General features: G+C 51.6%; 19 protein-coding genes. 7 read left to right on the top strand and 12 right to left on the bottom strand.

All coding sequences use genetic code 11. The features are described from left to right. Positions 1 to 64: 64 nt before the first annotated feature. From DFR60_RS04925 to rfbC, 6 genes are all read right to left on the bottom strand, one after another. Entirely contained in the window at positions 65 to 904 is an 840-nt protein-coding gene (locus DFR60_RS04925) for a LicD family protein (protein ID WP_110321908.1), read from the bottom strand. 46 nt (positions 905 to 950) lie between these two features. After that, positions 951 to 2,297, bottom strand: coding sequence for a lipopolysaccharide biosynthesis protein RfbH (rfbH, locus tag DFR60_RS04920; protein WP_110321907.1), 1,347 nt, complete (start codon positions 2,295 to 2,297; stop codon positions 951 to 953). 28 nt (positions 2,298 to 2,325) lie between these two features. After that, positions 2,326 to 3,405, bottom strand: a complete 1,080-nt coding sequence (gene rfbG / locus DFR60_RS04915) for a CDP-glucose 4,6-dehydratase (protein ID WP_207659502.1) — start codon at positions 3,403 to 3,405, stop codon at positions 2,326 to 2,328. Positions 3,406 to 3,425: 20 nt separating this feature from the next. Further along, complete coding sequence (gene rfbF, locus DFR60_RS04910; RefSeq protein ID WP_002604766.1) at positions 3,426 to 4,202, bottom strand: glucose-1-phosphate cytidylyltransferase; 777 nt, start codon at positions 4,200 to 4,202, stop codon at positions 3,426 to 3,428. A 115-nt stretch (positions 4,203 to 4,317) separates the two neighbouring features. Beyond that, positions 4,318 to 5,103 carry a glycosyltransferase gene (locus DFR60_RS04905; RefSeq protein ID WP_432764102.1) on the bottom strand — a complete coding sequence of 262 codons (786 nt, stop codon included), beginning with the start codon at positions 5,101 to 5,103 and terminating at the stop codon, positions 4,318 to 4,320. A 102-nt stretch (positions 5,104 to 5,205) separates the two neighbouring features. Further along, entirely contained in the window at positions 5,206 to 5,841 is a 636-nt protein-coding gene (gene rfbC, locus DFR60_RS04900; protein ID WP_110321905.1) for a dTDP-4-dehydrorhamnose 3,5-epimerase, read from the bottom strand. A 282-nt stretch (positions 5,842 to 6,123) separates the two neighbouring features. On the opposite strand from rfbC, the gene DFR60_RS04895 reads away from it, so the two are divergent. The 7 genes from DFR60_RS04895 to DFR60_RS04865 all read left to right on the top strand — a co-directional run bounded on the left by DFR60_RS04895 (position 6,124) and on the right by DFR60_RS04865 (position 15,960). Next, complete coding sequence (locus DFR60_RS04895) at positions 6,124 to 6,996, top strand: Cof-type HAD-IIB family hydrolase (RefSeq protein ID WP_110321904.1); 873 nt, start codon at positions 6,124 to 6,126, stop codon at positions 6,994 to 6,996. Positions 6,997 to 7,549: 553 nt separating this feature from the next. Then, the gene (locus DFR60_RS04890; protein ID WP_110321903.1) at positions 7,550 to 9,037 is read left to right on the top strand and encodes an SWIM zinc finger family protein; all 1,488 of its coding nucleotides are present in this window, start codon (positions 7,550 to 7,552) and stop codon (positions 9,035 to 9,037) included. A 185-nt stretch (positions 9,038 to 9,222) separates the two neighbouring features. After that, on the top strand, positions 9,223 to 9,408 hold the full coding sequence (locus DFR60_RS04885) for a hypothetical protein (protein WP_110321902.1): 186 nt from the start codon (positions 9,223 to 9,225) through the stop codon (positions 9,406 to 9,408). Next, the gene (locus DFR60_RS04880; protein WP_110321901.1) at positions 9,386 to 11,299 is read left to right on the top strand and encodes a hypothetical protein; all 1,914 of its coding nucleotides are present in this window, start codon (positions 9,386 to 9,388) and stop codon (positions 11,297 to 11,299) included. Before DFR60_RS04885 ends, DFR60_RS04880 begins: the two co-directional genes overlap by 23 nt. A 17-nt stretch (positions 11,300 to 11,316) precedes the next feature. Continuing rightward, the gene (locus tag DFR60_RS04875; protein ID WP_110321900.1) at positions 11,317 to 12,426 is read left to right on the top strand and encodes an AAA family ATPase; all 1,110 of its coding nucleotides are present in this window, start codon (positions 11,317 to 11,319) and stop codon (positions 12,424 to 12,426) included. Then, entirely contained in the window at positions 12,427 to 14,697 is a 2,271-nt protein-coding gene (locus DFR60_RS04870) for a DUF5682 family protein (protein WP_110321899.1), read from the top strand. It abuts the gene before it with no gap. Positions 14,698 to 14,778: 81 nt separating this feature from the next. After that, complete coding sequence (locus DFR60_RS04865) at positions 14,779 to 15,960, top strand: VWA domain-containing protein (RefSeq protein ID WP_110321898.1); 1,182 nt, start codon at positions 14,779 to 14,781, stop codon at positions 15,958 to 15,960. Positions 15,961 to 15,984: 24 nt separating this feature from the next. Here DFR60_RS04865 and DFR60_RS30140 read toward each other — a convergent pair whose 3' ends face one another. From DFR60_RS30140 to DFR60_RS04835, 6 genes are all read right to left on the bottom strand, one after another. Then, positions 15,985 to 16,275, bottom strand: a complete 291-nt coding sequence (locus DFR60_RS30140; RefSeq protein ID WP_146218577.1) for a hypothetical protein — start codon at positions 16,273 to 16,275, stop codon at positions 15,985 to 15,987. A 291-nt stretch (positions 16,276 to 16,566) separates the two neighbouring features. Beyond that, positions 16,567 to 17,739 carry a winged helix-turn-helix domain-containing protein gene (locus DFR60_RS04855; protein ID WP_110321896.1) on the bottom strand — a complete coding sequence of 391 codons (1,173 nt, stop codon included), beginning with the start codon at positions 17,737 to 17,739 and terminating at the stop codon, positions 16,567 to 16,569. A 23-nt stretch (positions 17,740 to 17,762) separates the two neighbouring features. Continuing rightward, positions 17,763 to 18,806 carry a M42 family metallopeptidase gene (locus DFR60_RS04850; protein WP_341457915.1) on the bottom strand — a complete coding sequence of 348 codons (1,044 nt, stop codon included), beginning with the start codon at positions 18,804 to 18,806 and terminating at the stop codon, positions 17,763 to 17,765. 59 nt (positions 18,807 to 18,865) lie between these two features. After that, on the bottom strand, positions 18,866 to 19,810 hold the full coding sequence (locus DFR60_RS04845; protein WP_110321895.1) for a glycosyltransferase family 2 protein: 945 nt from the start codon (positions 19,808 to 19,810) through the stop codon (positions 18,866 to 18,868). Between the two features lie 18 nt (positions 19,811 to 19,828). Continuing rightward, the gene (locus tag DFR60_RS04840; RefSeq protein ID WP_110321894.1) at positions 19,829 to 21,406 is read right to left on the bottom strand and encodes a DUF6056 family protein; all 1,578 of its coding nucleotides are present in this window, start codon (positions 21,404 to 21,406) and stop codon (positions 19,829 to 19,831) included. 21 nt (positions 21,407 to 21,427) lie between these two features. After that, a complete protein-coding gene (locus DFR60_RS04835) occupies positions 21,428 to 23,830 on the bottom strand; it encodes a glycosyltransferase family 39 protein (protein WP_110321893.1) in 2,403 nt (800 codons plus the stop codon). Positions 23,831 to 23,834 lie beyond the last annotated feature (4 nt).

Raw genomic sequence — 23,834 nt, 5'->3', positions numbered from 1 at the left:
GTCGATATAATGTCCGATTGGAAATATTTTCCAGCAATCTATACGCTCAGTAGACATTAAGTAATCAATCCATGATTTTTATTTTCATGCTGGAGTGAGAGGGTATCTGTTCCTCTTTCGGCGGCGGGGTCATATAGTCCCCGTAGACCCAGGTCAAAACCTCATGCCATCCCTTGGGCGCCATGAGCAAGGTGTCCTCGAACGACAGATCCACCGTCTCCTCGCACCACTCCTTCTGAAGCGTCACATACAGGTAATCCGGCTGGTAGTTGCTGTAATAGCGCAGGGGGCTCTTTCCTTTTCTGTCCTTCACCGCTGCCATATGCTGCAGCTTTCTGATGACGCTCATGGGAATCAGCCTGCCCACGGTGGACAGTATCCACACGCAGATTCTTCCCATCACGCCATACTTTCCGAAGTCCAGCTTATAGCGGTGTCCCATGGCCAGTCCGTAAATCGCCGTGTGCAGGAACAGAGTCCAGGTGGATGCCGCCTTGTTGGCGGGAAGCTCGTCAATTGTAAATAAATCCACCCAAAGGTGATTCAGCTTGCCTCCGTAATACTGCATCTCCTCCGTATCCTCATGCATCTGGCTCTTCTCATAGATAATCCTGGCCGTAAAATCGAAAAATGCCTTCCCGTCCCGCAGGTCCTTCGGCTCCACCAACGTCATTCCCTCCGGCAGTTCTCTTTTAACCACCTTCAAAAATGCGTCGTAATTCGGCCTTGTGAACGCCACGTCCGCATCATCATCCCACGGGATGAAGCCCTTATGGCGCACCGCACCCAAGAGAGTTCCCGCATCCAGAACATACTTTATCCTGTATTTCCGGCAAATCCGGTCAATTTCCTTCAAAATAGCCAGGTTCGCCTCATGGACTTTTTTAAGATCGTAATTCTCCATTTGGTTTCCTTCTCCCCATGAATCCCCACATCCGGGCTTCTTTCGTTTAGCTGTTTTTCTTTACTGCTTCTATAATGGTCTCGGCCATATAATCAATCATCGCATCCGTCATTCCCGGATAGACTCCGATCCAGAACGTATCGGCCATAATCCGGTCGGTGTTCTTTAACTCTCCGACGATCCGGTATCCGGTCTTTTCCGCACGCATCTCGTCGAAGCACGGATGCTTTGTCAAATTGCCTGCAAACAGCATTCTGGTCTGCACACCGTGCGACTCCACATACTGCACGATTCCGTTCCGGTCCACACCTTCCCGGCAGGTGATAAGAAAACCGAACCAGCTTGGCTTTGAATTCGGGCACGGCTCCGGAAGGATCAGCTGCTCTTCCACCGCTGAAAGCGCGGCACGAAGCCGGTCAAAATTATGGCGGCGGCGTTCCACAAAGGTCGGGAACTTCCTTAGCTGGGCACATCCGATGGCTGCCTGCATGTCTGTCGCCTTTAAGTTGTACCCAAAGTGTGAGTAAACATACTTATGGTCGTATCCCAGCGGAAGCTCGCCAAACTGCCGGTCGAAACGGTGACCGCACATGTTGTCTCTTCCCGATGGGCAGACGCAGTCACGGCCCCAGTCACGGAAGGACCGGATGATCTTGTTCAGCATCGGGTGATTCGTGTAAACGGCGCCGCCCTCTCCCATCGTCATATGGTGAGGCGGATAGAAGCTGGAGGTACCGATATCTCCGATGGTGCCCGACAGCCGTTCCTGTCCGTCTATGGTGTATCTCGTTCCAAGAGCGTCGCAGTTGTCTTCCACCAGCCACAGATTATGGCGGTCACAGAATGCTTTCACCGCCGCCAGATCGAAGGGATTGCCGAGGGTATGGGCAATCATCACGGCTTTGGTCTTCTCGGAGTACGCCTCCTCCAGCATCGTCACATCGATATTATACTGCGGAATCGTCACATCCACGAATACCGGCACAGCGCCGTACTGGATGAGCGGCGTCACCGTGGTTGGGAAACCGGCGGCCACTGTAATAACCTCATCACCGCGCTTCACCCGGCGTTCGCCAAGAAGCGGAGACGTCAGTGTCATAAAGGCCACAAGGTTCGCGGAAGATCCGGAATTCACCAGAGAACAGTACTTCACACCCAGATATCCGGCCAGCTCCTTTTCAAATTCATCCGTATACCGGCCGGAAGTCAGCCAGAATTCCAGGGAACTGTCTACCAGATTCACCATCTCATTTCTGTCATACACACGGGACGCGTAGGGAATCCTGTCTCCCGCCTTAAATGGCTCCTTTTTATTATGGTAGGTATCGCAGTAAGCTCCCACCATGTCCAGGATCTGCTGTCTCGCTTCCTGTTCTGTCTTATTTTCAAACATTGTTTCTTTCCTCTCAGTCTGTTGTTGATCAGTAATCAAAAAATTCTTTAATCTGCCTGTCCATCACAGCCAGCATGTCTTCACCTGCCAGATAGTCCTTTGTCCACTCCACCGTTTTCTCCACGGCCTCTTTCACGCCATAGCGGGGGCTCCAGCCAAAGGTTTTTTTAATCTTGGAGCAGTCCAGCTTCAGGAAATTGGCCTCATGAGGGCCTCCGTCATACCGGTTCACCCACGTGATTCCGCCGCCCCAGGCAGCCGTAAATAAATCCGCCAGTTCACCGGTGGTCACGCAGTCTCGGTCGTCCGGGCCCACATTATAGTATCCCTGAAAGTTCAGATCTTCATACTGTTTCATGGCGATAGCCATATAAATCGCCAGCGGCTCCAGCACCAGCTGGTATGGCCGCGTGGAATATGGATTTCTGACTACGATCTCTCTGCCGGCCGTCGCCGCGCGTATGCAGTCGGGAATGATCCTGTCGTTGGCAAAATCACCTCCGCCGATGACATTCCCCGCCCGGGATGTGGACACCGCTGTATGGCCGTCCGCAAAAAATGACTTCGCGTAGCTGTGTGTCACCAGCTCGGAACAGGATTTGCTGTTGGAGTAGGGGTCAAATCCATCTAAGGGATCGCATTCCCGGTAGCCGTATTCCCATTCCCTGTTTTCATATACCTTGTCCGTGGTCACATTTAAAAATGACTTCACACATGGATTCTTCCGGATACACTCCAGCACGTGAACCGTGCCCATCACGTTCGTCTCGTACGTATATACGGGATCTTTATAGGAATCCCGCACGATGGGCTGTGCCGCCAGATGAAACACCAGCTCCGGCTGTGTTCTCTCAAACACCTCCATCAGGTGGGGCAGATCCCGGATATCCCCGATCACCGAATCCATGGTGTTATGAAGCCCTGCGACGTAAAAGAGGCTGGGGTCTGTCGGCGGCTCCAAAGAGTATCCCGTCACCGCTGCCCCTGCTTCCTCAAGCATCCGGACGAGCCAGGAGCCCTTAAAACCGGTGTGTCCTGTCACCAATACTTTTTTTCCTTTATAAAATGTGCAGAATTCCTGCCACATTTCCTTTGTCCATTCTGTCATATGAATTCTATTCTCCTGTATCAGTTTTCCCAGATCTTCCAGGGTGCTGCTCCTGTCTGCCATAAGGCCTCCAGTTTCTGCATCTCACGCTGCGTATCCATGCACTGCCAGAACCCGGTGTGATGGAAACTCATCAGCTGTCCCTCTGCCGCCAGACGCTGCAGCGGTTCTTTTTCAAATACAGTGGTGTCATCCTCCAGATAGGAGAATATGTCCGGATTCAGGACCATGAAACCGCCGTTGATGAGGCTGGCGTCCTTCTCATCCTTCTCGCGGAAGGAACGGACCGCGTTGTCGTCGCTGATGTCCAGAACCCCCTTCATCTGTGCGATGTTCACCGTCGTCATGGTGGCCGTCTTTCCATGCTCCTTATGGAACTTCACGAGGGCATTCAAATCCACGGTGCACACGCCGTCGCCGTACGTCATCATAAATGGCTCGTCGCCGATATACGGCTGAATCCGCTTGATTCTTCCGCCTGTCATCGTATTTAAGCCCGTGTCTACCAGAGTTACCTTCCATGGTTCGGAATAGTTATTATGAACCTCCATCTTATTATTGGCAAGATCGAAGGTCACATCCGATGTGTGAAGGAAGTAGTCCGCAAAAAACTCCTTCACTACATACTGTTTATATCCAAGGCAGATCACAAAATCATGAAAACCAAATTCGGAATAGTATTTCATAATATGCCATAAAATCGGCCTGCCCCCGATCTCGATCATGGGCTTCGGCTTTAAATGGCTTTCTTCGCTGATTCTGGTTCCTAATCCACCGGCCAGCAGTACTACTTTCATCTGTATATCCTCCTTGTTATGAGCACTTAGCGGACGTCTTTTGGCCGCTTACGTGCGATACATGTCATCTCCACTTAGTGAGGTCTTTCACGAACTTAGTGGAGTGGCTATTTCTTTATTCATATTCCTCATATGCTCTGCGGTAATAATGCATGAGAAGCTTCACAACGGGCTTAGGCCACATCTTTGCAAACATCTCCGCTTCCTCCCGCGCCCGGCTGTTGTCCTTAATACAGGCCTTCGTTGTGGCCTCCTCGTGGACCCGGTAATACATTAACGGACGTTCTATGCAGATAAAGCGGCCGCCTCGCCCCGCCAGCTTCCACAGTGTGTCCCAGTCCAATGCGAACTGGTACGGCGAATCAAAGAGCGGTTCTCCCAGAAGTTCCTTGTTGTACGTACATGCCGGACAGCAGATGGAGTTTCCGAACAGCAGCACGCTCCTCTTGACAGCCCGCAGGTGGCTGAGCGGACGGAGCCGCAGCGGCAGCCGCAGAAAACGCTTGATGAACTCTACTTTTTCAAACTTTACAAGCGTATCCCTCTTCACCACCGTATACCCGCCGGTAAACAGCGTCATATCGGGATACCGCTTCCAGGACTCCAGAAGCAGCTTTACATAATCCTTCTGATACATATCGTCCTGATGTGCAATGGTCACGAAACGGGAATCTGCCATGTGGTACGCAAAATTCCAGTCATCCATGATCCTGCTCTTTCCCTCGCGCACATGAACGGAAATGCCGTACTTGTCCGCCATATCCATAATATAGGGGCTGGGTGTGGAAGTACAGAGAATAATATCCGTCGGCACGCTCTGCCCCTTCAGGGAACGGATACACGCCTCTAAATATGGAGAATCGCGGTATGCGCAGACTGCAAATGTATGTGGCTTCATTATATTTTACTCTTTCTATGCGTGGTTTTCTGCCTCACTAAGTGTTCCTAGTATACCATAAACATCCTCAAACAATCTACCCTATTCATTATTTTGAAAGAATTTCTAAATCCTGCCACGACTCGTCTCAGCCATTACATTTGCATGGACCGTCGCCTCCATTGTATTCCGGTTCTTTTTCGGCTTCAAAGCGCTTTCTTCACCAAAAGCCGGATGGCGGCTGTCCCGTTCCGAGGTTAGAATCGTCATGTCCTTCGGAATGGGCCACCGGATTCCAACGGTTTTATCATTCCACGGAATGCCGCTTTCATCCTCCGGGTGGTAATAATCGGACAGCTTATAAGAAAAAACAGCAGTATCTGAAAGCACCAGAAAGCCATGTGCAAAGCCTTCCGGTACATACAGCATGTTCTTCTTTTCTGCGGAAAGTACGGTGCCGAACCACTGGCCATACGTCCTGGAGCCTTCTCTGATATCGACCACTGCGTCAAACACCTCTCCGCTCACGACACAGACCAGCTTTCCCTGTTGATAGTTTTTTTGAAAATGCATCCCTCTGAGCGTCCCCTTCGCAGACATGGATAAATTGTCCTGCACAAATACCATGTCCAGCCCCGCCTCCCGGAAGCTGCCTGCATGGTATGCCTCAAGGTTATATCCTCTCTCATCCGAGAACACCTGAAGCTCCACGAGATAAAGCCCTTCTATGTTCCCGCACTGTTCAAACTTAAAACCGCCCATTCCTTTTCCTCCTGATTTTTACATAGCCAGGCTTATACTCAGCTAACCCTTTATGTGGCTAACCATTTACTCTGCTAACTGGAGTATACAGGGTGACGTCAGGTCACGGTCAAGCACTATTTTTTACTGCCGTTCACGGCCCTGCCGGCCTCTGAATTGTAATCTGTTTTTTCTATGGCTGCGGCCAGAACCAGTTTCTTCATTGACGAATATCTTTTTTTAGTATAAGCTATGGAAAGGAATCTTATTTATCAGCATTTACCAATAAAGGAGCATGTACCAATGAGCATTCGACTGATTGCCTCCGACATGGATGGCACCCTTCTTGACCCATATACAAATATTTCTCAGGCCAATATCGACGCGATTCACCGCCTGTCCGACTATGGCGTGGAATTTTTAATCTGCAGCGGCCGTGACCACCACGATGCAAAAGGAATGATGGACAGCTGCGGCATTACCTGTGGCTATATCTGTTTGAGCGGGGCCGTCATTTATGACCAGACCGGAGCACAAATGGTGAATCTTCCAATGAACAAACAGAATTTAAAGGATATCAGCCACGTTTTCGGAGAGTTCGGGGCTGCTATGGATGTTCTGACCTCTCATGGCCGCTACTCCACTGCCGATCCGGAGAGAAAAATCCTGGAGCTTTACGACTTTTTAAATGGCCGTGCCCCATTTTCGGGAGAAATTCCTGACGAAATCCGGGCTGCCGCCAAAGAGCGCATGGATACCATGACCTTCGTCCGGGACTTGGGTGAAATTCCCGCAGATGCGGATATCTACAAAATCTGTGGGAACGACTTAGACTGCGATCTGGTAATCCGCATGAAAGAGGCATTTACCAACTACCCGGATTTAGCTGCTGCCTCTTCATTTCCCAATAATATAGAATTGACCAACACTGCCGCCCAGAAGGGCAACGCGTTGAAGACCTACGCTGCGGCAAAGGGAATCTCCCTGGATGACGTCATGGTTCTCGGCGACAGCGACAATGACATCTCCATGTTTACTCCGGAATTCGGCTGGACCGTGGCTATGGGCAATTCTATGGACTGTATCCGTAAAAGGGCCAAATATGTAACGAAATCCAACGCCGAAGACGGCGTGGCCTGGGCTATTCGGAAGTATGTGTTTGGGGAAATACTTTAAATATTGTTTAAGAGCCATTGATGAAGTATGTAAATCAGCGGCTGGTTCGTTCAGTAACACCGGATCAGCCGTTTCAAAAGCGATTACAGTGTGCATATCAGCTTGCCGTGTTGCGGCTTTTTTTGCTTTTCTGCATCTTCGCCTCTTTTCCTCTTCGCCTCTAAGTTTCTTTAATTTCCAGCTCCAACGCCCCTTCTTATTCATATCCATTCTATCAGATATATCTTATCTCCACCGCGCTCCCCTCCCTCCCCATCAGCCCCTCCTGCCTCCTCTCTTTCTTCTATCTCTAACAGCATAATTCTATCCGAATATTTCTATACTGTATAAATTTCAGATAAAATCCCTTCCCCCTCTGCCCCAATGCATCAAGTTATGCTATACTCTTATCATAGTAAACTGATTAGCGAAATTACGATCAGCTAATTTCCCGCCTCAACCGCCATGGAATCAGCCTCTCATGGCAGCCGCTGCGGACATACGCACAGGCCCGCCTGGCTCATATATCAGCGACACGGGAATAAAAGAATCTACCAATCAGGAGGACCGCATCATGAAGCATCTGACCGAACAACAGATCGCAGCCATGGCGCCGAACGCGAGTGCTGTGGCCAATGCAAAGAAGATTGTAAAGAGCGGCGGATTTACACACCTGGCCCGCTCCGCCGACGACACCTTTTACATGGGAGACTGCAAGGGAAGCGGAAGTTCCGTTTACAGCGTATCCGTCGATTTCATAGATGAAGCAGCGCCTGTCTGCCGCTGCAGCTGTCCCAGCCGTCAGTTTCCCTGTAAACATGGCCTGGCTCTGATGCTTAGGCTTTTGGAAGATGAGCCGTGGGAAACTTGTGAGATTCCGCAGACCATCCTCGACAAACGCGCCAGGAAAGAGGCCCGCGAGGAGAAAAAAGAAGAGAAAGGCCGCACGGACGGTGAGACAAAGAAGTCCACGAAAGCTTCAAAACCAGCGAGTCTTGCAGCCCGCACAAAGAAACTGAAAAAACAGCTGGACGGCCTCGCCATGGCGGAATCCATGGTAAATGAACTTCTGGACGCCGGACTTGCCACATTAAAAGGCAGTTCCTTAAAGACGTATCAGGATCTGGCAAAGCAGCTTGGTGACTACTATCTGCCCGGCCCGGAGCGCCTGATCCGCACGCTCATTCTGCAAATGCAGGATCTGGAAAAGGCAGGCGTGGAAAACGGCATTCGGGAAAGAGGTATCGCTGAATCCGCCGGAACGCTGGTACGGCTGCGCGCATTGATCCGGAAATCCAGAGCATGGCTGACCGAGAAGCTGGAACAGGGAAATGTGGAAGACGAGAACAGCGTCCTTTACGAGGAACTTGGCGGAATCTGGACACTTGACCGTTTAAATGAACTGGGCTTAAAGAAGGAGAACGCTCGTCTCCTGCAGCTTTCCTTCCAGGAATCCTGCGACATGGCCCGAAAAGAACTGGTGGACCAGGGCTGGTGGATCGACTTAGACAGCGGAGAGCTTTCCGTCACCTGTCATTATCGCCCGCTGAAGGCATTAAAATATGTAAAGGAAGAAGATTCGGTATCCGACATGGTGCGGGTTCCCTGCCTCTCCTACTATCCGGGTACGGGAAACCGCCGGATTCGCTGGGACCGTCAGGAATTCGAACCGGTCACCAGTGCCGTTATGAGTGAAGTCCGGGCCCATGCCTGTGCATCCGTCAAAGAAGCGGTTAAGACTGCCAAAAATGAACTGAAAAATACACTCTCCTCCGGACGGTACGGCTGTCTGCTTTCTTATGCTCTGATTGGTCATAGTGCCGAAGAACTTACTGATGAGACCACCTTGGGACTGATGGACCACGACAATACTACCATCAGGCTGGCGGACCGCCCCGGCGACCAGCCAGGTGTGTTCAGACTTACCCAGCTTCCCGATCCCGGGTTTTTAGAAAATCAGGTACTTTTCGGTGTCTTATGGTACAGCACAGAACTTCATGCCATTTGTCTGCACCCGCATGCTGTCATCACAGATCAGGCTGTCGTACGTCTGCTTTATTGAGCACTCTCAGAAACTCCTTTGCACTCATCTTTGTGGCTGATTTTCCGCCATATGCACACAAATTTATTCAACGTACACGCCGTGTACGCCTCATAAATTTGTGCACATCTGACGGAAAATCATCTCACAAATCTGAGTACAAGGAGTTTCCGAGAGTACTCTTATTAATATAGGGAGGAACAATTATGGAACTTCAGGCATTATATGATCTTCAGGAACGGCTGGAAGCCACGGCGGCGGCAGGCGTCCGGCTTGCCGGAGAAGACTTTCCTGACGGAAAATCATCTCACAAATCTGAGTACAAGGAGTTTCCGAGAGTACTCTTATTAATAATAGGGAGGAACAATTATGGAACTTCAGGCATTATATGATCTTCAGGAACGGCTGGAAGCCACGGCGGCGGCAGGCGTCCGGCTTGCCGGAGAAGACTTTCGATTGAAAAGAGCCGTAGACAGCATCGCCCCTCTGGCCGACGCATCTCCGGTAATTAAAAAGCTTTATCTGATGGCCGCCCAGACCATCGCCCCGGACTGCAAAGACCGGGCGAGGACCCTGCTCGATACGCTGGCGCTGTCCGAAGCCATTCTCTGCACGCAGGCCGGGTGCGGCGTTCCCGGCACGCTCGTTCCTTTGGAGCTGGCCATGCGGCCATTCTCCCCCTGCCAGCCCTTCCGTGCAGTAAAACCTCTTCTGGAGGCCCTCACAGGCACAGGAGGCGGGAGATATGCCGTCATTTCAGAAGCGCTTCAAAACACACCGGAGCTTTTTGACGATTACCGTGTACAGGCCGCCATGGTTCCCGCCCTGTCTGACCGCTACAACGAGATTGCGGCTCTGGCGGAGGACTGGCTCTCCCATCAGGATGAAAGCTTCCTTCCTCTCCTGAAACAGGGTTTTGCAGAGTGCAGTGACGGAGGCCGGGTACGCCGTCTTCGTGTCATCGAGGCGATCTCCGGAGAGAAGGAAAATGATTTCTACATAAGCCTGCTGGATTGGGCAAAAAAGGACTTGAGGGAGGAGGCTGTATCCGCACTCCGTTTCGACAAGAGGAATTCCGGCCTGCTTCTCGACCTTTTGAAGACAGAAAAAGGCAGCAGCCTCGAGGTGGCCCGACAGGTTCTGGTTCATATGGATACCGCAGAGTCAGAACGGTATTTAGAAACCCTTCTGGACAGCACTCCCTGGGAGGCCATGAAATATTTGAATTTTTCGCGCTCCGACCACCTTTCAGCCCGCCTTGGAGCGTTGGCCCATATCTTCTTTGATGAGCTTGACCTCAGTTCCGAAAATAAGACGAAGGAGCAGAAAGAAAAAAAGGAACAGAAAGAGCATCTGGAGCTTCTCCTCGAGGCCCTGACCGGCAAAGCGGACTCTTCTGTCCTGGCCCTGTATGAACGTGCAGCCGCAGCCGATTGGAATAAGAAGAGCTATTATGGAAGATTCCCGGAGCTTTTATCGAGATCCATCGCCCGCAGCCTCGATGAGCGGCTCATAACCTGCGCCCGCACGCTGGCCGAAACACACGGAAAAGCCTGGTATCCCGCTTCGCTGACAGCAGATCTGCTGACCATGTCTGCCAAAACGGTTTACGACCAGTATCGGGAACGTTTCCCTAAGACCAGTATTCTTGGTATCGGGAAAGAGGAGAAAAGCCGTGCCACCACTGCTCTGATGGCAGTGTTCGGTCAGATCAATTACGTGGAACGCTCCGGGCGCCACGAGTATTTCATTCCCCTGAGAGAAGGCGGCGGACGGCAGTGTCTCATAAAGCTTCAGCGGCCGCTGAAAGAAAACTTAGATCCCCGATGGTTTGAATTCTTTACCGGCAGTATGGTTCCAGTCCGGGAGGGCATAAGCTGCGTTGCCGAAAATGGAACGCCGCAAAAGCTGGACAGCGATCATCTGCTTGCCAAGATGGCCGCTCCCGAGGTTCGGCCTCTTCTGGGAAGTCATCTCTATAAAAAGGCTCTTATCGTGTCCGATAACAGCGTCCTCTACAGACCGCTTATCCAGTGCGGCTGGACTGATTTTAAAGGACTGGTGGCCCGTTACGTGGAAAATAATGAGGATTCCGGCATCAGCTTCTGGCGTGTCAGACAGCTGATCGACCAACTACCCATGACAGAAGAAGAAAAGCGTCAGGAATTTCGGGAAATCGACAATTTCATCTGCACGTATCCCGTGAAGAGCGCTGTCCGTAAAAACTGGGATTCCAGCAGCATGATGAGAAAAATGATTGATGAGGCAGCTGGTATTATATAGCACCTGGGAGGTAAATGATGGTAACAGAAAAGAACAGACAAGACAACGAGAATGTACAGCGTATGCCCGCTGAGGAAATGTATCAGAGAGAAATCGATGCCCTGATCGCCTCGGAAAAAGATCCGGTGCCATCCGGATGGCGTATGAGTCCCCGCTCCGTGCTCACCTACATCACAGGGGGCCGGGCCGGCAGAGTGGAAATCACACCGAAATATATCGGAAATAGACGCCTGGTGGAAATCGCCATCGCCACGCTCGTCACCGACCGCGCCCTGCTCTTAATCGGCGAACCAGGAACGGCCAAATCATGGCTGTCGGAACATTTAACGGCCGCCATTAACGGAGATTCTACGAAGGTAGTACAGGGAACCGCAGGCACCACAGAGGAGCACATCCGGTATTCCTGGAACTACGCCATGCTGATCGCCCAGGGGCCCTCCGACGAGGCGCTGATCAAAAGTCCGGTCTACCGCGCCATGGAAGCGGGAAGTATCGCCAGAATTGAGGAGATTTCCCGCTGCGCCTCCGAGGTTTCTGATGCGCTGATCTCCATTTTGTCCGAAAAACGGATTTCAGTGCCGGAGCTGGCCTACGAGCTGCCGGCAAAAAAAGGCTTCTCCATTATCGCAACGGCCAATACCCGTGACAAGGGCGTCAACGAGATGTCCGCAGCCCTGAAACGGCGTTTCAACATCGTGGTCCTTCCGACGCCCTCAGACTTAACCTCTGAAATGGAAATCGTAAAAACCAGGGTGGATCAGATGGCGGCCAATCTGGAATTAAACGCCAGACTCCCGGAAGCAGACGTGGTGGAAAAGGTCTGCACCATTTTCCGTGAACTGCGGAGCGGGATGACGCTGGATGGAAAACAGAAACTAAAGCCGGCCTCCGGAGTACTCTCCACGGCTGAGGCCATCTCCCTTCTTGCCGGCAGCATGGCTCTGGCGGGAAGCTTCGGAAACGGAACGATTACCGACTACGATCTGGCGGCCGCTCTGCAGGGCGCCATCGTAAAGGACGAGGACAAGGACAGCATGGTCTTTAAGGAGTATCTGGAAAACATCATGAAGAAACGCGGCAGCCAGTGGCTTGGCCTTTACAAAGAGTGTAAGGAGTTGAACAAATAGATGGAGCATCCGGTTTGTTTTGGAATCCGTCATCTTTCGCCCGCCGGCGCATACCATTTGAGACGGCTCCTGGACGAAAGGGAACCGGAACTGATATTAGTGGAGGGCCCCTCCGATTTTACCGCTCTCCTTGGCGACATTGCAGGGGAGGAGACAAAACCGCCGATCGCGATCATGGCCTACACAAAAGAGTCGCCCATCCGCACGATCCTGTACCCGTTTGCAGAATATTCACCGGAGTATCAGGCGGTGCTCTGGGCGAAGGACCATGGCGTCCCCTGCCGTTTCATTGATCTGCCTTCCAGCGTATTTCTGGGCATTCAGAGACCGGTGACGGAGACCACTCTTTCCGATGATTCAGAGAATCAAGGCTCCGGCGACGTATACCGGCTGCTGGATTCCCAGTGCGGAGAAGGCGGTCATGAGGCATTCTGGGAATATACCATGGAGCACAGCCAGACTCCGGAGGAATATATGGCCGGAGCCGCGGTATTCGGTGAAGAGCTGCGCAGCCTGACCGCGGGAAATGACAGCAACTGGCCCGAAATCCTCGTCCGCGAGGCTTACATGCGCCGCCAGATTGCCCGGGCTGCCGCAGAAGGCTTCGCGCCGGAACGCACGGTGGTGGTCACCGGAGCGTACCATACGGCAGGCCTTTTAAGCGACGCCCCTGCCATGACCGACAAAGAGCGGGGAGAGCTTCCGGCCGTGGAGTGCAGCGTGACGCTGATGCCCTACTCCTATTACCGCCTCTCCTCCCGATCCGGATACGGCGCCGGTAACAAGGCCCCCTTCTATTACGGAATGGTCTGGCGCTCTTTCCTGGAACAGGACCGGGAGCTGGCGCTCTATACGTACCTGACCTCCATTTCCACCTATCAGAGAGAGCATGGCTTCATGGTCTCGTCCGCCGAAGTCATCGAAGCGGTCGAACTTTCCAAATCTCTGGCCGCTTTAGGCGGACACAGTCTGCCTGCCCTCTGTGATCTGCGCGACGCTGCCGTAACCTGCATGGGACATGGACATTTTTCTGAAATCGCCCTCGCCGCCGCAGACACGGAGATCGGGACTGTGACAGGCTCCCTTCCCCAGGGGGTGAGCCGCACCAGCCTTCAGGATGATTTTTACCGGAACCTGCGGGACTTAAGGCTGGAGAAATACCGGTCCGAGGTTGCGGAAAGCATATCCCTGGACCTTCGTGAAAATCTAAATGTAAAATCCGAAGCGGCCGCCTTCCGCGACTTGAACCGTTCTTTTTTTCTGCACCGTTTAAGGGTCTTAAACATCGGCTTCGGTACGCTGCAGCCGCTCAGACAGGAGGACGCCACATGGGCGGAGGCCTGGACAGTAAAATGGACGCCGGAGGTCGAGATCGAGCTGGTTGAAGCCACGCTGAAGGGGGACACGGTCACCGGGGCCGCCTCCTTTTCCATGAGAGAGCGGGCCAGGGATGCCACGGAAATCAGCGCTGCCGCAAAGCTTCTGGAGGAATCTTACCTTTGCGGTATGCCTGAGATGGTCGCTTATATCACGGATATTCTGCAGCACCTGGCCGCGGACTCTTCTGCTCTGACCGATCTTGCGGCTTCGGCGGAAAGCATCTCCGTGGTCATGCGTTTTGGAGATATCCGGCGCCTCGATTCAGCCCCGCTGGTTCCCGTTCTGGAACAGATTTTCCTGCGCGCCTGCCTGCTGCTGGTCTCTGCCTGTTTCTGCGACGATCCCGCCGCGGAACAGATTGTAAGGAGTGTGGATCGGTTAAATTCCGTCTGCCTTCACCATGATTTTCTGGATGAGGAGCGTTTCGTCCGCCTGATGGAGGAGATCGCCTCGCGGGATGATATAAACACCAGAATCTCCGGTTTCTGCACGGCTGTTCTTCTGGAACGCGGCCGCATGCAGGATGAGGAGCTGGGACGGGAAGTCCAGAGACGGCTTTCAAAGGGAATTCCGGCCGAAATGGGCGCTGGATGGTTTGCAGGGCTGTCGAAAAAGAACCGATACGCGCTTATCGCCCGGCTCAGCCTGTGGAAGGAACTAAGCAGCTACTTAGATACGCTGGATGAGGAAGAGTTCAAACGGGCGCTCCTTTTTCTCCGGCGGGCATTCTCTGATTTTACTCCAGGCGAAAAAGCCGATGTGGCAGAGAATCTGGGGGAAATCTGGCAGGTGAACAAGGATCAGGTCTCCGAAACCGTGACCCGCGCCTTAAAGACGGAAGAACTGGAAATGATAGATTCGCTGGATGATTTTGACTTTGACGGAATATGACCGGCTTTTTCGGCCAGTAAGATGAGCCGTCTGAACAGGAGTTTCCGAGAGTGCTCAAAAGTTACATGGGAGGTGACATATATGGAACTGGAAGATAGAATCAAACGGTGGCGGTTAATTCTGGGTGAGGAGAGTGAGGCCGGATTTTCTGCTATGGGCGACACCTCCTTAAGCGGGGAACAGGATTTGATGGATCAGGCGCTTGCCGCCATCTATGACAATACCTCCTCCGGCGGAGGCTTCGGCTCCCGCGGCGCAGGCAAAGGCCCTTCGGCCCCCGTTGTCTCCAAATGGCTGGGCGATGTGAGATCGCTTTTCGACAAGGAACTGGTATCGATCATCCAGGCGGACGCCATGGAACGCTGCGGCTTAAAACAGCTGATGTTCGAGCCGGAGCTCCTGGAAAAGCTGGAACCGGACTTAAATCTGGCTTCCATGATGCTGACCCTGAAGGATCAGATACCAAAACGATCCAAGGAGCAGGTCCGTTCCTTTATTGAACGGATCGTGGAAGAGATTAACCGCCTGCTGGCAGACGATATCCGCAGAGCCGTTACCGCCGCGGTTGACCGGAGGCGCCACAGCCCGATCCCATCAGCCGCTGCCCTCGACTATAAGGAAACAATCCGCCGGAATTTGAAGAACTATAATCCCGATTTAAAGAAGCTAGTCCCGGAACGCTTTTACTTTTATGACAGGACATCCAAAAATATGTCCAACCGCTACACAGTGATCCTGGATGTGGACCAGAGCGGCTCCATGGGAGAATCGGTGATCTACTCCTCCGTGATCAGCTGCATTCTGGCCAGTCTCCGATCCTTAAAAACGCATATCGTGGCCTTCGACACGAATGTGGTGGACTTAACAGAAAAATGCGATGATCCAGTTGATCTTCTGTTTGGCTTCCAGCTGGGCGGCGGCACCGACATCGAGAAATCGGTGGCCTACTGCCAACAGCTGATTGATACCCCAAAGAAAACTCTGTTCTTCCTCATCAGCGATCTGATGGAAGGCGGAAGCCGCGCCGGCCTTTTGCGCCGTCTAGGCGAAATGAAGGATTCCGGAGTGTCCGTCATCTGCCTTCTCGCCATTGCCGACGGCGGCCGTCCCTACTACGATGAACAGATTGCCGGACGGATCGCCTCCATGGGAATCCCCTGCTTTGCGTGCAATCCGCAGAAGGTTCCCCAGCTTTTGGAACGGGCTCTGAAGGGACAGGATCTCAACGTATTTCAGAAAGACCTGGAGCGGGCCGGCAAATAGCCGGCCCTGCATTAGGAACACACTCTAAAGCTCTTTTATGATCTTCACATCTGACTTTATTGTATGAAGGACCGCTTCCATGTTAATGAAACGATCCATTTTTTTTGATATGTCTGAGAAATTCGATACCATGGCCGCAATGCTGTCCGCAATATTGTCATCCTGAATAATCTCTACCCTTCTGAGCTGCTTTCCTATGTATTCCAAATCCCCCATCATCTGGTCCTGCCTCTTTGCCAATCCTCTCATCTCTTCATAAAGATAATTTAACTTTTCATCTGTTTCCAGAGTGGTAAAACATGCTTTTTCAGTCATTTTGAGGAGCTCCTTTCGCACGAAACGTTTGATAAAAACGCCGTTATTGGATATTTTTCCTATAATGGCACTTATGTTTATCAACGTACGGAAAATTAACAGGAATTTCCGGAAAATTTCAAAAAAATACAGACCTGGCGGAATCAGATCTGATGAAAAAAAGCACCTATAAGAAAATACGCTTCTCATAAGTGCCATTATAGGAACCATCGATATTTATTCATAAATATAATTATACTATAGATGATTCTGAATCGCAAATATATTTACGGCGGCGGAAAGGTAAAACCGCTAACTTCCGCTAACTTCCCCCCGGTTAAATTCAGCCAGCCGCTCCACTGCACCGTTAAGCGCCCTCTGCATCTCTGCCGTCTTCCTGACTCCCGGCTCATACCAGATATTTTTCACATTTAGCTGCTTTTCCTTCCGGTCGTATGGTGCTTCGATACGTCCGATCAGGCGGTCGCCGTAGAGAATCGGGAGCACGTAATGGCCGTATTTCCGTTTCTCTACCGGAGTATAAATCTCCCATTTATAATCGAAGTCGAAGATCATGCGAATCAAATTCCGATCCCACAGCAGGTTATCGAGCGGCGCCAGAAACTCGCACCTTTTCTTCCAGTTCTTCCCTGCTCCGCACGCTTCCGCCAGTTCCAGATCCTCGCTAGCCATATAAAAAGTTTCCGGAATTCCTTCTACCGAAACGGGAACGATGGCATGCTCTTTCAGCAGGCTTTCGCAAATAGTCCGGCGGCCGGCAGCGTTTAAGTTTGTAATATTCAGCCATGCATCTGACGGGCGGTTCCATAAGAGACCGACGGAACGGATTCTCCGCAGAACGCGCCATTTCTGGTGTTCCTGTTCATTCGGCAGCGGATCCTTCCGGTTTAAGATTTCCTCCGGGACACAGCGGCTGATCAAGTCGTAATATTTTACCGTACCCTTTTTGTGATGAACAGCCAGATCACCGGTAAAATACAGATGTTCCAGCGCCGCCCGGGAAAGCTTCGTATCGCTCCAGTACCAGTGCACCTTCCCCGGCATGTCCAAATCGGCGGAGCAGACCGCTCCCCGCTCCGCAATGATCCCTTTCACCTGCTCACTCACCGTCTCGATATCGGCATGGCTCCGTTCCCACTGCCGGTGCTGGTCGCGGTAGCATTCAAAATAGGGCCAGTCCTCCGTGGCAAAGATGGAGAGGTTTTTATCGAAGTAATCAATCAGCACCCGGTCCTGGTACAGAAGCTCATAAAGCATCTGCTTCGTAAATCCCTTTACCCGGGACAACAGGACCAGCTCCGGACTCCTTCCGCATACGTTTACCGGATCGAATTGTATACAGCCCTCCTGTTTTACAAACTCCAGGACTCCCCGTTTTCCTTCAAACCGGTATCCGCCCAAAAGGCCATGTCTCCGCAGCAAAAAACGCCGCGCCTGCTCCCTGGTTAAATGAACCGTTTCCATTCTGACCTCCCCATCTGCACGCCCTAGTTCACTCCAAGATACCCTTCAATCAGCCGAAGTGTCTGCTCCAGCCCTTCCACATGCGTCCGCTCCGTGCCATGCGACGCATGAACCCCCTGTCCGATCAGCGCGCCGCGGATATTGTGACCGCCGCGCAGAGCCGCTCCCACGTCAGAGCCATAATGCGGGAAAATGTCCACGGCGTACCCGATCTCCCGCTCCTTAGCGATCTCGATCAGACGGCTTGTCATCTTGTAATCGTATGGCCCGGAAGAATCCAGTGCGCAGATGGATACCCGGTATTCATCCCCAGCCAGATCATCACCCAGCGCTCCCATATCAACTGCAATAAATTCCTCGATATCTTCCGGAATCCAGCTTGCACCGAAACCAACTTCCTCATAATTGCTGATTACGATCTTAAGTGTACGCTCCGGCTTCACACCGGATTCCCCCAGCTCCTTCAATACTCCCATTAGCACAGCCACGGAGGCCTTATCATCGAGATGGCGTGACTTGATAAACCCGTTTTCCGTATAGACAAACATCGGATCAAAGCTGATATAATCACCGGCGGAGATATCCAGCGCTTTGACATCGTCTTCACTCTTCACTCTCTCATCCAGGCGTACTTCCATATTCTTCGGTTTTCGCTCCAGGGTTTTGGCATCATCATACGTATGAACCGACGGTTCCTTTGTGAGAATCGTACCGGTATATACCTTTCCCGTTCTGGTATGCACCTTACAGTACATCCCTTCAATACTCTCCATCATAAAGCCGCCCACCGGAACGATGCGCAGCATTCCCTCGGAGCTGATGGAACGGACCATAGCCCCCAGCGTGTCCACATGGGCGGAAAGCCCCAAAACCGCATCCGTATTCCCAGGAACCTCAATGATGAGACCGCCTTTCCTGCTGTAATGGGACAGGAACCCAAAACCGGCCGCCTCATTCTCCACCAGAGCCATCACTTCATCCGTAAATCCACTGGGACTCGGCGTATTGACCAGTTTTTCCAGAAACGCCACTACATAGTTCATCGTATCCACTTTTTTATATGTCATCTTTACTTTCCCCGCTTTTCTCTATTTTCGCAGAACTGCTCAAACACTTCTATCTATTCTTATTCCTTCTCGTCCGGGAAATTCTTCGTCTCACCCACAATATAGATCGGCCTGTCCTTCAATTCTGCAAACAGAATCGCAATATAATTCCCGATGATCCCGACAATGAGGAAGAGAATCGCAAACATGAAGCAGATCAGCACAATGGTTGTCGCGTAGCCGCTGGGTGTTCCAACCTCCGCCCAGCTCCAGATCGTGTAGATCATCATAATAATTCCCAGGACTCCCGCAAATCCGCCGGCGTAAATGCCCAGCTTCAGCGGCAGATTGGAAAAGCACATGATCGTATTCATGGAAAATGTGATCAGCTTCTTGATACTGTACTTGCTTTCCCCGGCCACACGGTTTCTGGCCTCGTATTCAATGGTTGTCCGTCTGAATCCGATATTCTGCACATAGCCGCGAAGAAAACGAACCTTTTCACGGTAATTTGTCTTAAGCACCTTTGCCGCCTTCTTCGATACAGCAAAGAAATCGGAGGCGTTCGGTTCAAATTTCACATCGGAGAGAATATTAATCAGCCGGTAAAACGCCGCTCCGGCAAAGTTCTTAAACCAGCCGGCGGACTCATTTTTCGTACGGACCATATTGATGACATCGTACCCCTCGTCCAGCTTTGCAATAATTCCAGGCAGGCATTCCGGCGGATGCTGAAGGTCCGCGTCCATACAGACGATTCCGTCCCCGCTGCTGTAGTCCATGCCCGCAATCATAGCGGCCTCGTGGCCGAAATTGCGGGAAAAATCTACCACCTTCACCTTCTCATCCCCAGACGCCAGTTCCTTCAGAATTTCAATGCTGCCATCCTGGCTTCCGTCATTGACGAAAATAAGTTCATAATCCCAGCTTAAGCTTTTCAGTACCTTCGACGTCTCCGCGTAAAACTGGCGCAGCGCCAGTTCCTCATTATAGCAGGATACGACGACCGATAATTTTTTCTCCACAGTTTATACTCCTTTAAGTCAGTGTGTTTGCTGCCATGCACCAAGATCAGTGATTGGCTCATACTCCAGTTCCACTTCGGACGGCAGATCATAATACTCGTCCATCCAGTATATCATATACTTAAAATTCTCATCGTAAACCATCTCACAGCTGCACAGACGGTCGGGATTCTGATAAAGCTTTAATTTCTTTATCTCCTCTCCCCCGCGGATTCGGGCCGCGGCATCCCGGATGACGCCATCGTTATACATGAGCACTTCATAGTTGATGCTGTACCCCCGGTAAATATTCTTAAGGTTGGGAATGCTGACGGCCGCCACGAAGACGAGCCCGGCCAGCCCCCATACCACACTCTTCCGTTCCAGCAGGATCAGGCAGAATAAGTACCCGAACAGTGTATAGGACAGATAGATAAACGGAAGGAGCACCCGCTGGGGAAGCTCCGGCACCACCACAAGGCAGGCCAGTGTCAGAATCGCCGCCAGGAATATCATTCCCATCAAAATCTGGTCTCTGTCATATAAAATACGGATCACCTGTACCGCAGTCACGATCAGGTAGAGAAACAGAACCCATATCATCGCCTGAGAATGGCCGCCAGCCCCCAGGACATGGCGGTTCAGCTTCAGGAACAGGTACACGGTGATGGCCGCGGAAAATGCCAGATAAACGATATTTAAAACAGGCAGCTTCATCTTCTTCCAGATCATATAGGCTCCAAGCCCCATCAGAGCCATCAGGAGCACTGCCAGGTAATTCTGATTATCGGAAGAAAAGAACAGGTTCATTAAATTTCTTAAGTTGGTCATTACCTTTTGGATAAACGGCAGATTGGAAAACTCACTGTTGTTGTCCATACGCATCTTTACCGCCGGTGAGGTCAGAATCGGAAGCGCCCCGGCCACAGCCGCTGCCAGCGTTCCAAAATCGTAAGCGCGGACGCGGTATTTCTTCAAAGTCTTCCAGGCAATCACCATGCAGATATATCCGATCACGGCCACCAGCCACTCTTCCTGAGAAAATGCTGCGAAGAATGCCAGCACGATGCAGACTGCCTTTTTCCAGGTCTCCGGTTCCTCCCCAATTGTCTCATAGTAAAGAACTGCCAGTACCAGAAATGTAACCGTAGGTACCACATACAGAAAGCTGGCCGCATACCAGTACGTTCCCAGACGCTGAATCAGAATTCCGATGGTTCCATAGAGCAGGCAGATAAAAGCAGCCAGAAACACCGGGCGCCATCCATCCGGCTTTATATGGCGCATTACCACGTAATGGACCAGAATCAGAATCGCCAGAACGCTGGTCGCCATAAAAGTCTGGACCGCAGCCAGTCCGCCTATCATATTTAAAAAGCTGAACAGGAATAAATAGAACAGCCTTCCATTCGAATAGAAGTAGTGTTTCCCCATAAAGATAAGCAGCTGGGATAACGTATAATTGGAACCAATCACATCCGGCACCGTATTTCCATAGCTGAGCGATAAGTATCCGAAATCGTCATAATACACGAATACCTTGCCGAACTGCATGATCAGAAACACGTAAAACGCCAGAAATACCAGCCCGATTCCTATTTTAACTTCTTTCTTCATTTCCTACTCCAACCTTTCCGCCTATTCCACATTCTTCTTTATATAACATTTGTCAAATTCTGTCAATGCTGCCCGGCTGGTTTCCGTATATTCTCCGTCGATCTCCACCCGCGCCAGCATGTTTCCCTCCTCATAACAGATGGGAATCAGCTTGCCATATTCAATGAGCGTGCGAACGAGGCTGTAACACCGTTGCTCCTCTTCCATATATCCGGCCTCTGTGTAGACGTAATCCGTCTTCGCATAGTCCATAAACTCCACGAAATTATCCATGGTTTTCACCAGAACCACATTTCCCCAGGAACCGGTGATATCATCGTACGACTGGGCATTGCAGGGGAATCCCAGCACTCCGGGATGGTCTCCCACCGCAATCAGACGGTTTTCGGGGTCTTCCGCAAGAATATCCCAGATCTGCCCGTTTCCTTTTTCCACCATTTCCTGGTGCTTCGCCTCCTGGTGGTCGTAGTACCCGTGATGATTCCAGGAAACCGGCGAAAATCCCACGACCCAGCTCCAGTTTGTCAGGGAGGACACCACCGCACAGAAACACATGACAGGAACCAGTATACCGCATAGCCCGTTTCTCACCGCCTTATCCGAGATCCGGACCACAAGCCGCATCACGTAAAGCGCAGCCAGGACATACAGCAGCATAAAGTAATTTCCGTCCACCTGGACCAGCATATAGAGACTGACTACGCAGACGATCAAAAAGGGGATAAACACTACGTTTAGCCAGGACGAAAGCAGCCTTTCACTATCATTTTCCACATTTTTTCTGTAAAACAAACTGAATATCCACAAAAGAAGCACGATAAACAGCAGAAATCCACCCCAGGCCAGAATCACATGGTCCATATCCACGCCCAGCGGCCGAAGCAGAAAGCCGAAGGCCCGCTCGATGAAATTCACAAGCTGTTCGCCAAGAGGCAGCTCCGCCCCGCTGTTAGGAATTTTATTGACATTGAAGGGATATTTCATCTCCAGCCCAAGCTTCGTAAGAATGGAGGAGAACACCGAGGTCACCGGAAGTCCTGTGATGATTACAGTTCTGGCCCAGATTCCGGCGAGCGCCAGAATCGACAGGAGAAAAAGCCCCAGCGCGCCGCCTTGTCCAGCATTCCCTTTCCCACCGGCCTGTCCAGCCTTTCTTTTCCCTCCCCACAACGGAAGCAGGCGTTTCCACAACAAAAACAGCACGCTCATACCGAGAATAGCGGTAGAGAATACGAGGGCCGTCGGCTTCAGTGTCCATGTCAGAAAGAAGGAGGCGAATCCGTATGCCAGATATCTCCACTCCCTTCTTCCCTCCTTCAAATACTTGAGAAGATAATAGATCATGATTTCCTGGAAAAGAAGTGTGGCAATATCCGTCTTTGTAGTGATGGCCATATTCATGATACCCGGCACACCGGCTAAAAGAGCGGCAAATACGGTCGAGTGGCCTTTTCCCATATAGAAACGGGCAATCTGGTACGCCATAAATATGACACCCGCCGTCAGCCACAGATTAAAAGCAAGAAGGAAGCTGTATGAGGGCAGATTTGCGAGTGGAAGCGTCATCACTTCCCAGCCCTTGGAATAGGTGTAGACGATTCCGATAGTCCCCATATTTTCGTAAATTCCGTTTCCATTGTCCAGCACGTACCGGGAGCGGACGCCGTACCAGAGGCTGTCAAAATCCAGAGCGGTATTCATGCGCCCGGCCTGTATACAGAACATGGTTACGATAAATGCAAAGCAGAGCGCCATGAGCCAAATTCCGCTCTCACTCTCCCGCCCGGACCTCCGGCTATATCCCCAGCTATTTTTCCAGCTATTTTTCCAGCTATTTCCCCGGCCATTTCCAGCCGGTTCTTCCACATTTTTCTTACCGCACCGCGCACACCGCCAGAACACCAGAAGAATTCCGCTGGCTGCCACAAATACCTGCAGATACCCGATGGCACCGATTCCCACGGCCGACATCAGGCAGAAGACCAGGATCACAAGAAGAGAGCCGCACAGGAAATGTACCGCTGCGCCGTCGGACGCCTTAAGCCTCAGGACCCTTCTGCAAAAAAATTCTCCCAATACAGTCAAGTAGGCCAGATAGACGCCTGCCGTCACCACCGGCAGAAATACCATATGCCCCCAGAAAAAGACGGACAGAACTGCCACGGTCCCGACCGCCTTTAAAATCCGGCTTCTTATGAGTCCATACAGGACAGTAAAAACGCAGAAGAGCGCAGTCACTTCTGCCATCATATCGTAATATTCTTTCTGCTGCCTGTGCCAGGACAGGATTCCCTTTACGAACAACTGGTCCGCGGAATACACAATCGCCCCCAGGGCACACACCCACAGAAGTAAAACCAGCCCTCTGCTCTGCAGAGAGCTGCCGCCCCGCCTCCCGCGGGGAGATTTATGAGTCCGTTCCATCAGT

The sequence above is a fragment of the Hungatella effluvii genome (assembly GCF_003201875.1).
Taxonomy (GTDB): domain Bacteria; phylum Bacillota; class Clostridia; order Lachnospirales; family Lachnospiraceae; genus Hungatella; species Hungatella effluvii.
Note: the sequence above shows the minus strand (reverse complement) of the source record. Positions and strands in the feature narration are given on the sequence as shown.

Excerpts from the sequence above, each read along its gene's own strand:
- DFR60_RS04850 (WP_341457915.1), bottom strand. The coding sequence starts at position 18,806 with ATGACATATAAAAAAGTGGATACGATGAACTATGTAGTGGCGTTTCTG.
- DFR60_RS04835 (WP_110321893.1), bottom strand. The coding sequence starts at position 23,830 with ATGGAACGGACTCATAAATCTCCCCGCGGGAGGCGGGGCGGCAGCTCT.
- rfbF (WP_002604766.1), bottom strand. The coding sequence starts at position 4,202 with ATGAAAGTAGTACTGCTGGCCGGTGGATTAGGAACCAGAATCAGCGAA.
- rfbC (WP_110321905.1), bottom strand. The coding sequence starts at position 5,841 with ATGGGCGGTTTTAAGTTTGAACAGTGCGGGAACATAGAAGGGCTTTAT.
- DFR60_RS04885 (WP_110321902.1), top strand. The coding sequence starts at position 9,223 with ATGGAACTTCAGGCATTATATGATCTTCAGGAACGGCTGGAAGCCACG.
- DFR60_RS30140 (WP_146218577.1), bottom strand. The coding sequence starts at position 16,275 with ATGACTGAAAAAGCATGTTTTACCACTCTGGAAACAGATGAAAAGTTA.
- DFR60_RS04895 (WP_110321904.1), top strand. The coding sequence starts at position 6,124 with ATGAGCATTCGACTGATTGCCTCCGACATGGATGGCACCCTTCTTGAC.
- DFR60_RS04870 (WP_110321899.1), top strand. The coding sequence starts at position 12,427 with ATGGAGCATCCGGTTTGTTTTGGAATCCGTCATCTTTCGCCCGCCGGC.
- DFR60_RS04840 (WP_110321894.1), bottom strand. The coding sequence starts at position 21,406 with ATGAAGAAAGAAGTTAAAATAGGAATCGGGCTGGTATTTCTGGCGTTT.
- DFR60_RS04890 (WP_110321903.1), top strand. The coding sequence starts at position 7,550 with ATGAAGCATCTGACCGAACAACAGATCGCAGCCATGGCGCCGAACGCG.
- DFR60_RS04855 (WP_110321896.1), bottom strand. The coding sequence starts at position 17,739 with ATGGAAACGGTTCATTTAACCAGGGAGCAGGCGCGGCGTTTTTTGCTG.
- DFR60_RS04865 (WP_110321898.1), top strand. The coding sequence starts at position 14,779 with ATGGAACTGGAAGATAGAATCAAACGGTGGCGGTTAATTCTGGGTGAG.
- rfbH (WP_110321907.1), bottom strand. The coding sequence starts at position 2,297 with ATGTTTGAAAATAAGACAGAACAGGAAGCGAGACAGCAGATCCTGGAC.
- DFR60_RS04875 (WP_110321900.1), top strand. The coding sequence starts at position 11,317 with ATGGTAACAGAAAAGAACAGACAAGACAACGAGAATGTACAGCGTATG.
- DFR60_RS04880 (WP_110321901.1), top strand. The coding sequence starts at position 9,386 with ATGGAACTTCAGGCATTATATGATCTTCAGGAACGGCTGGAAGCCACG.
- DFR60_RS04925 (WP_110321908.1), bottom strand. The coding sequence starts at position 904 with ATGGAGAATTACGATCTTAAAAAAGTCCATGAGGCGAACCTGGCTATT.
- rfbG (WP_207659502.1), bottom strand. The coding sequence starts at position 3,405 with ATGACAGAATGGACAAAGGAAATGTGGCAGGAATTCTGCACATTTTAT.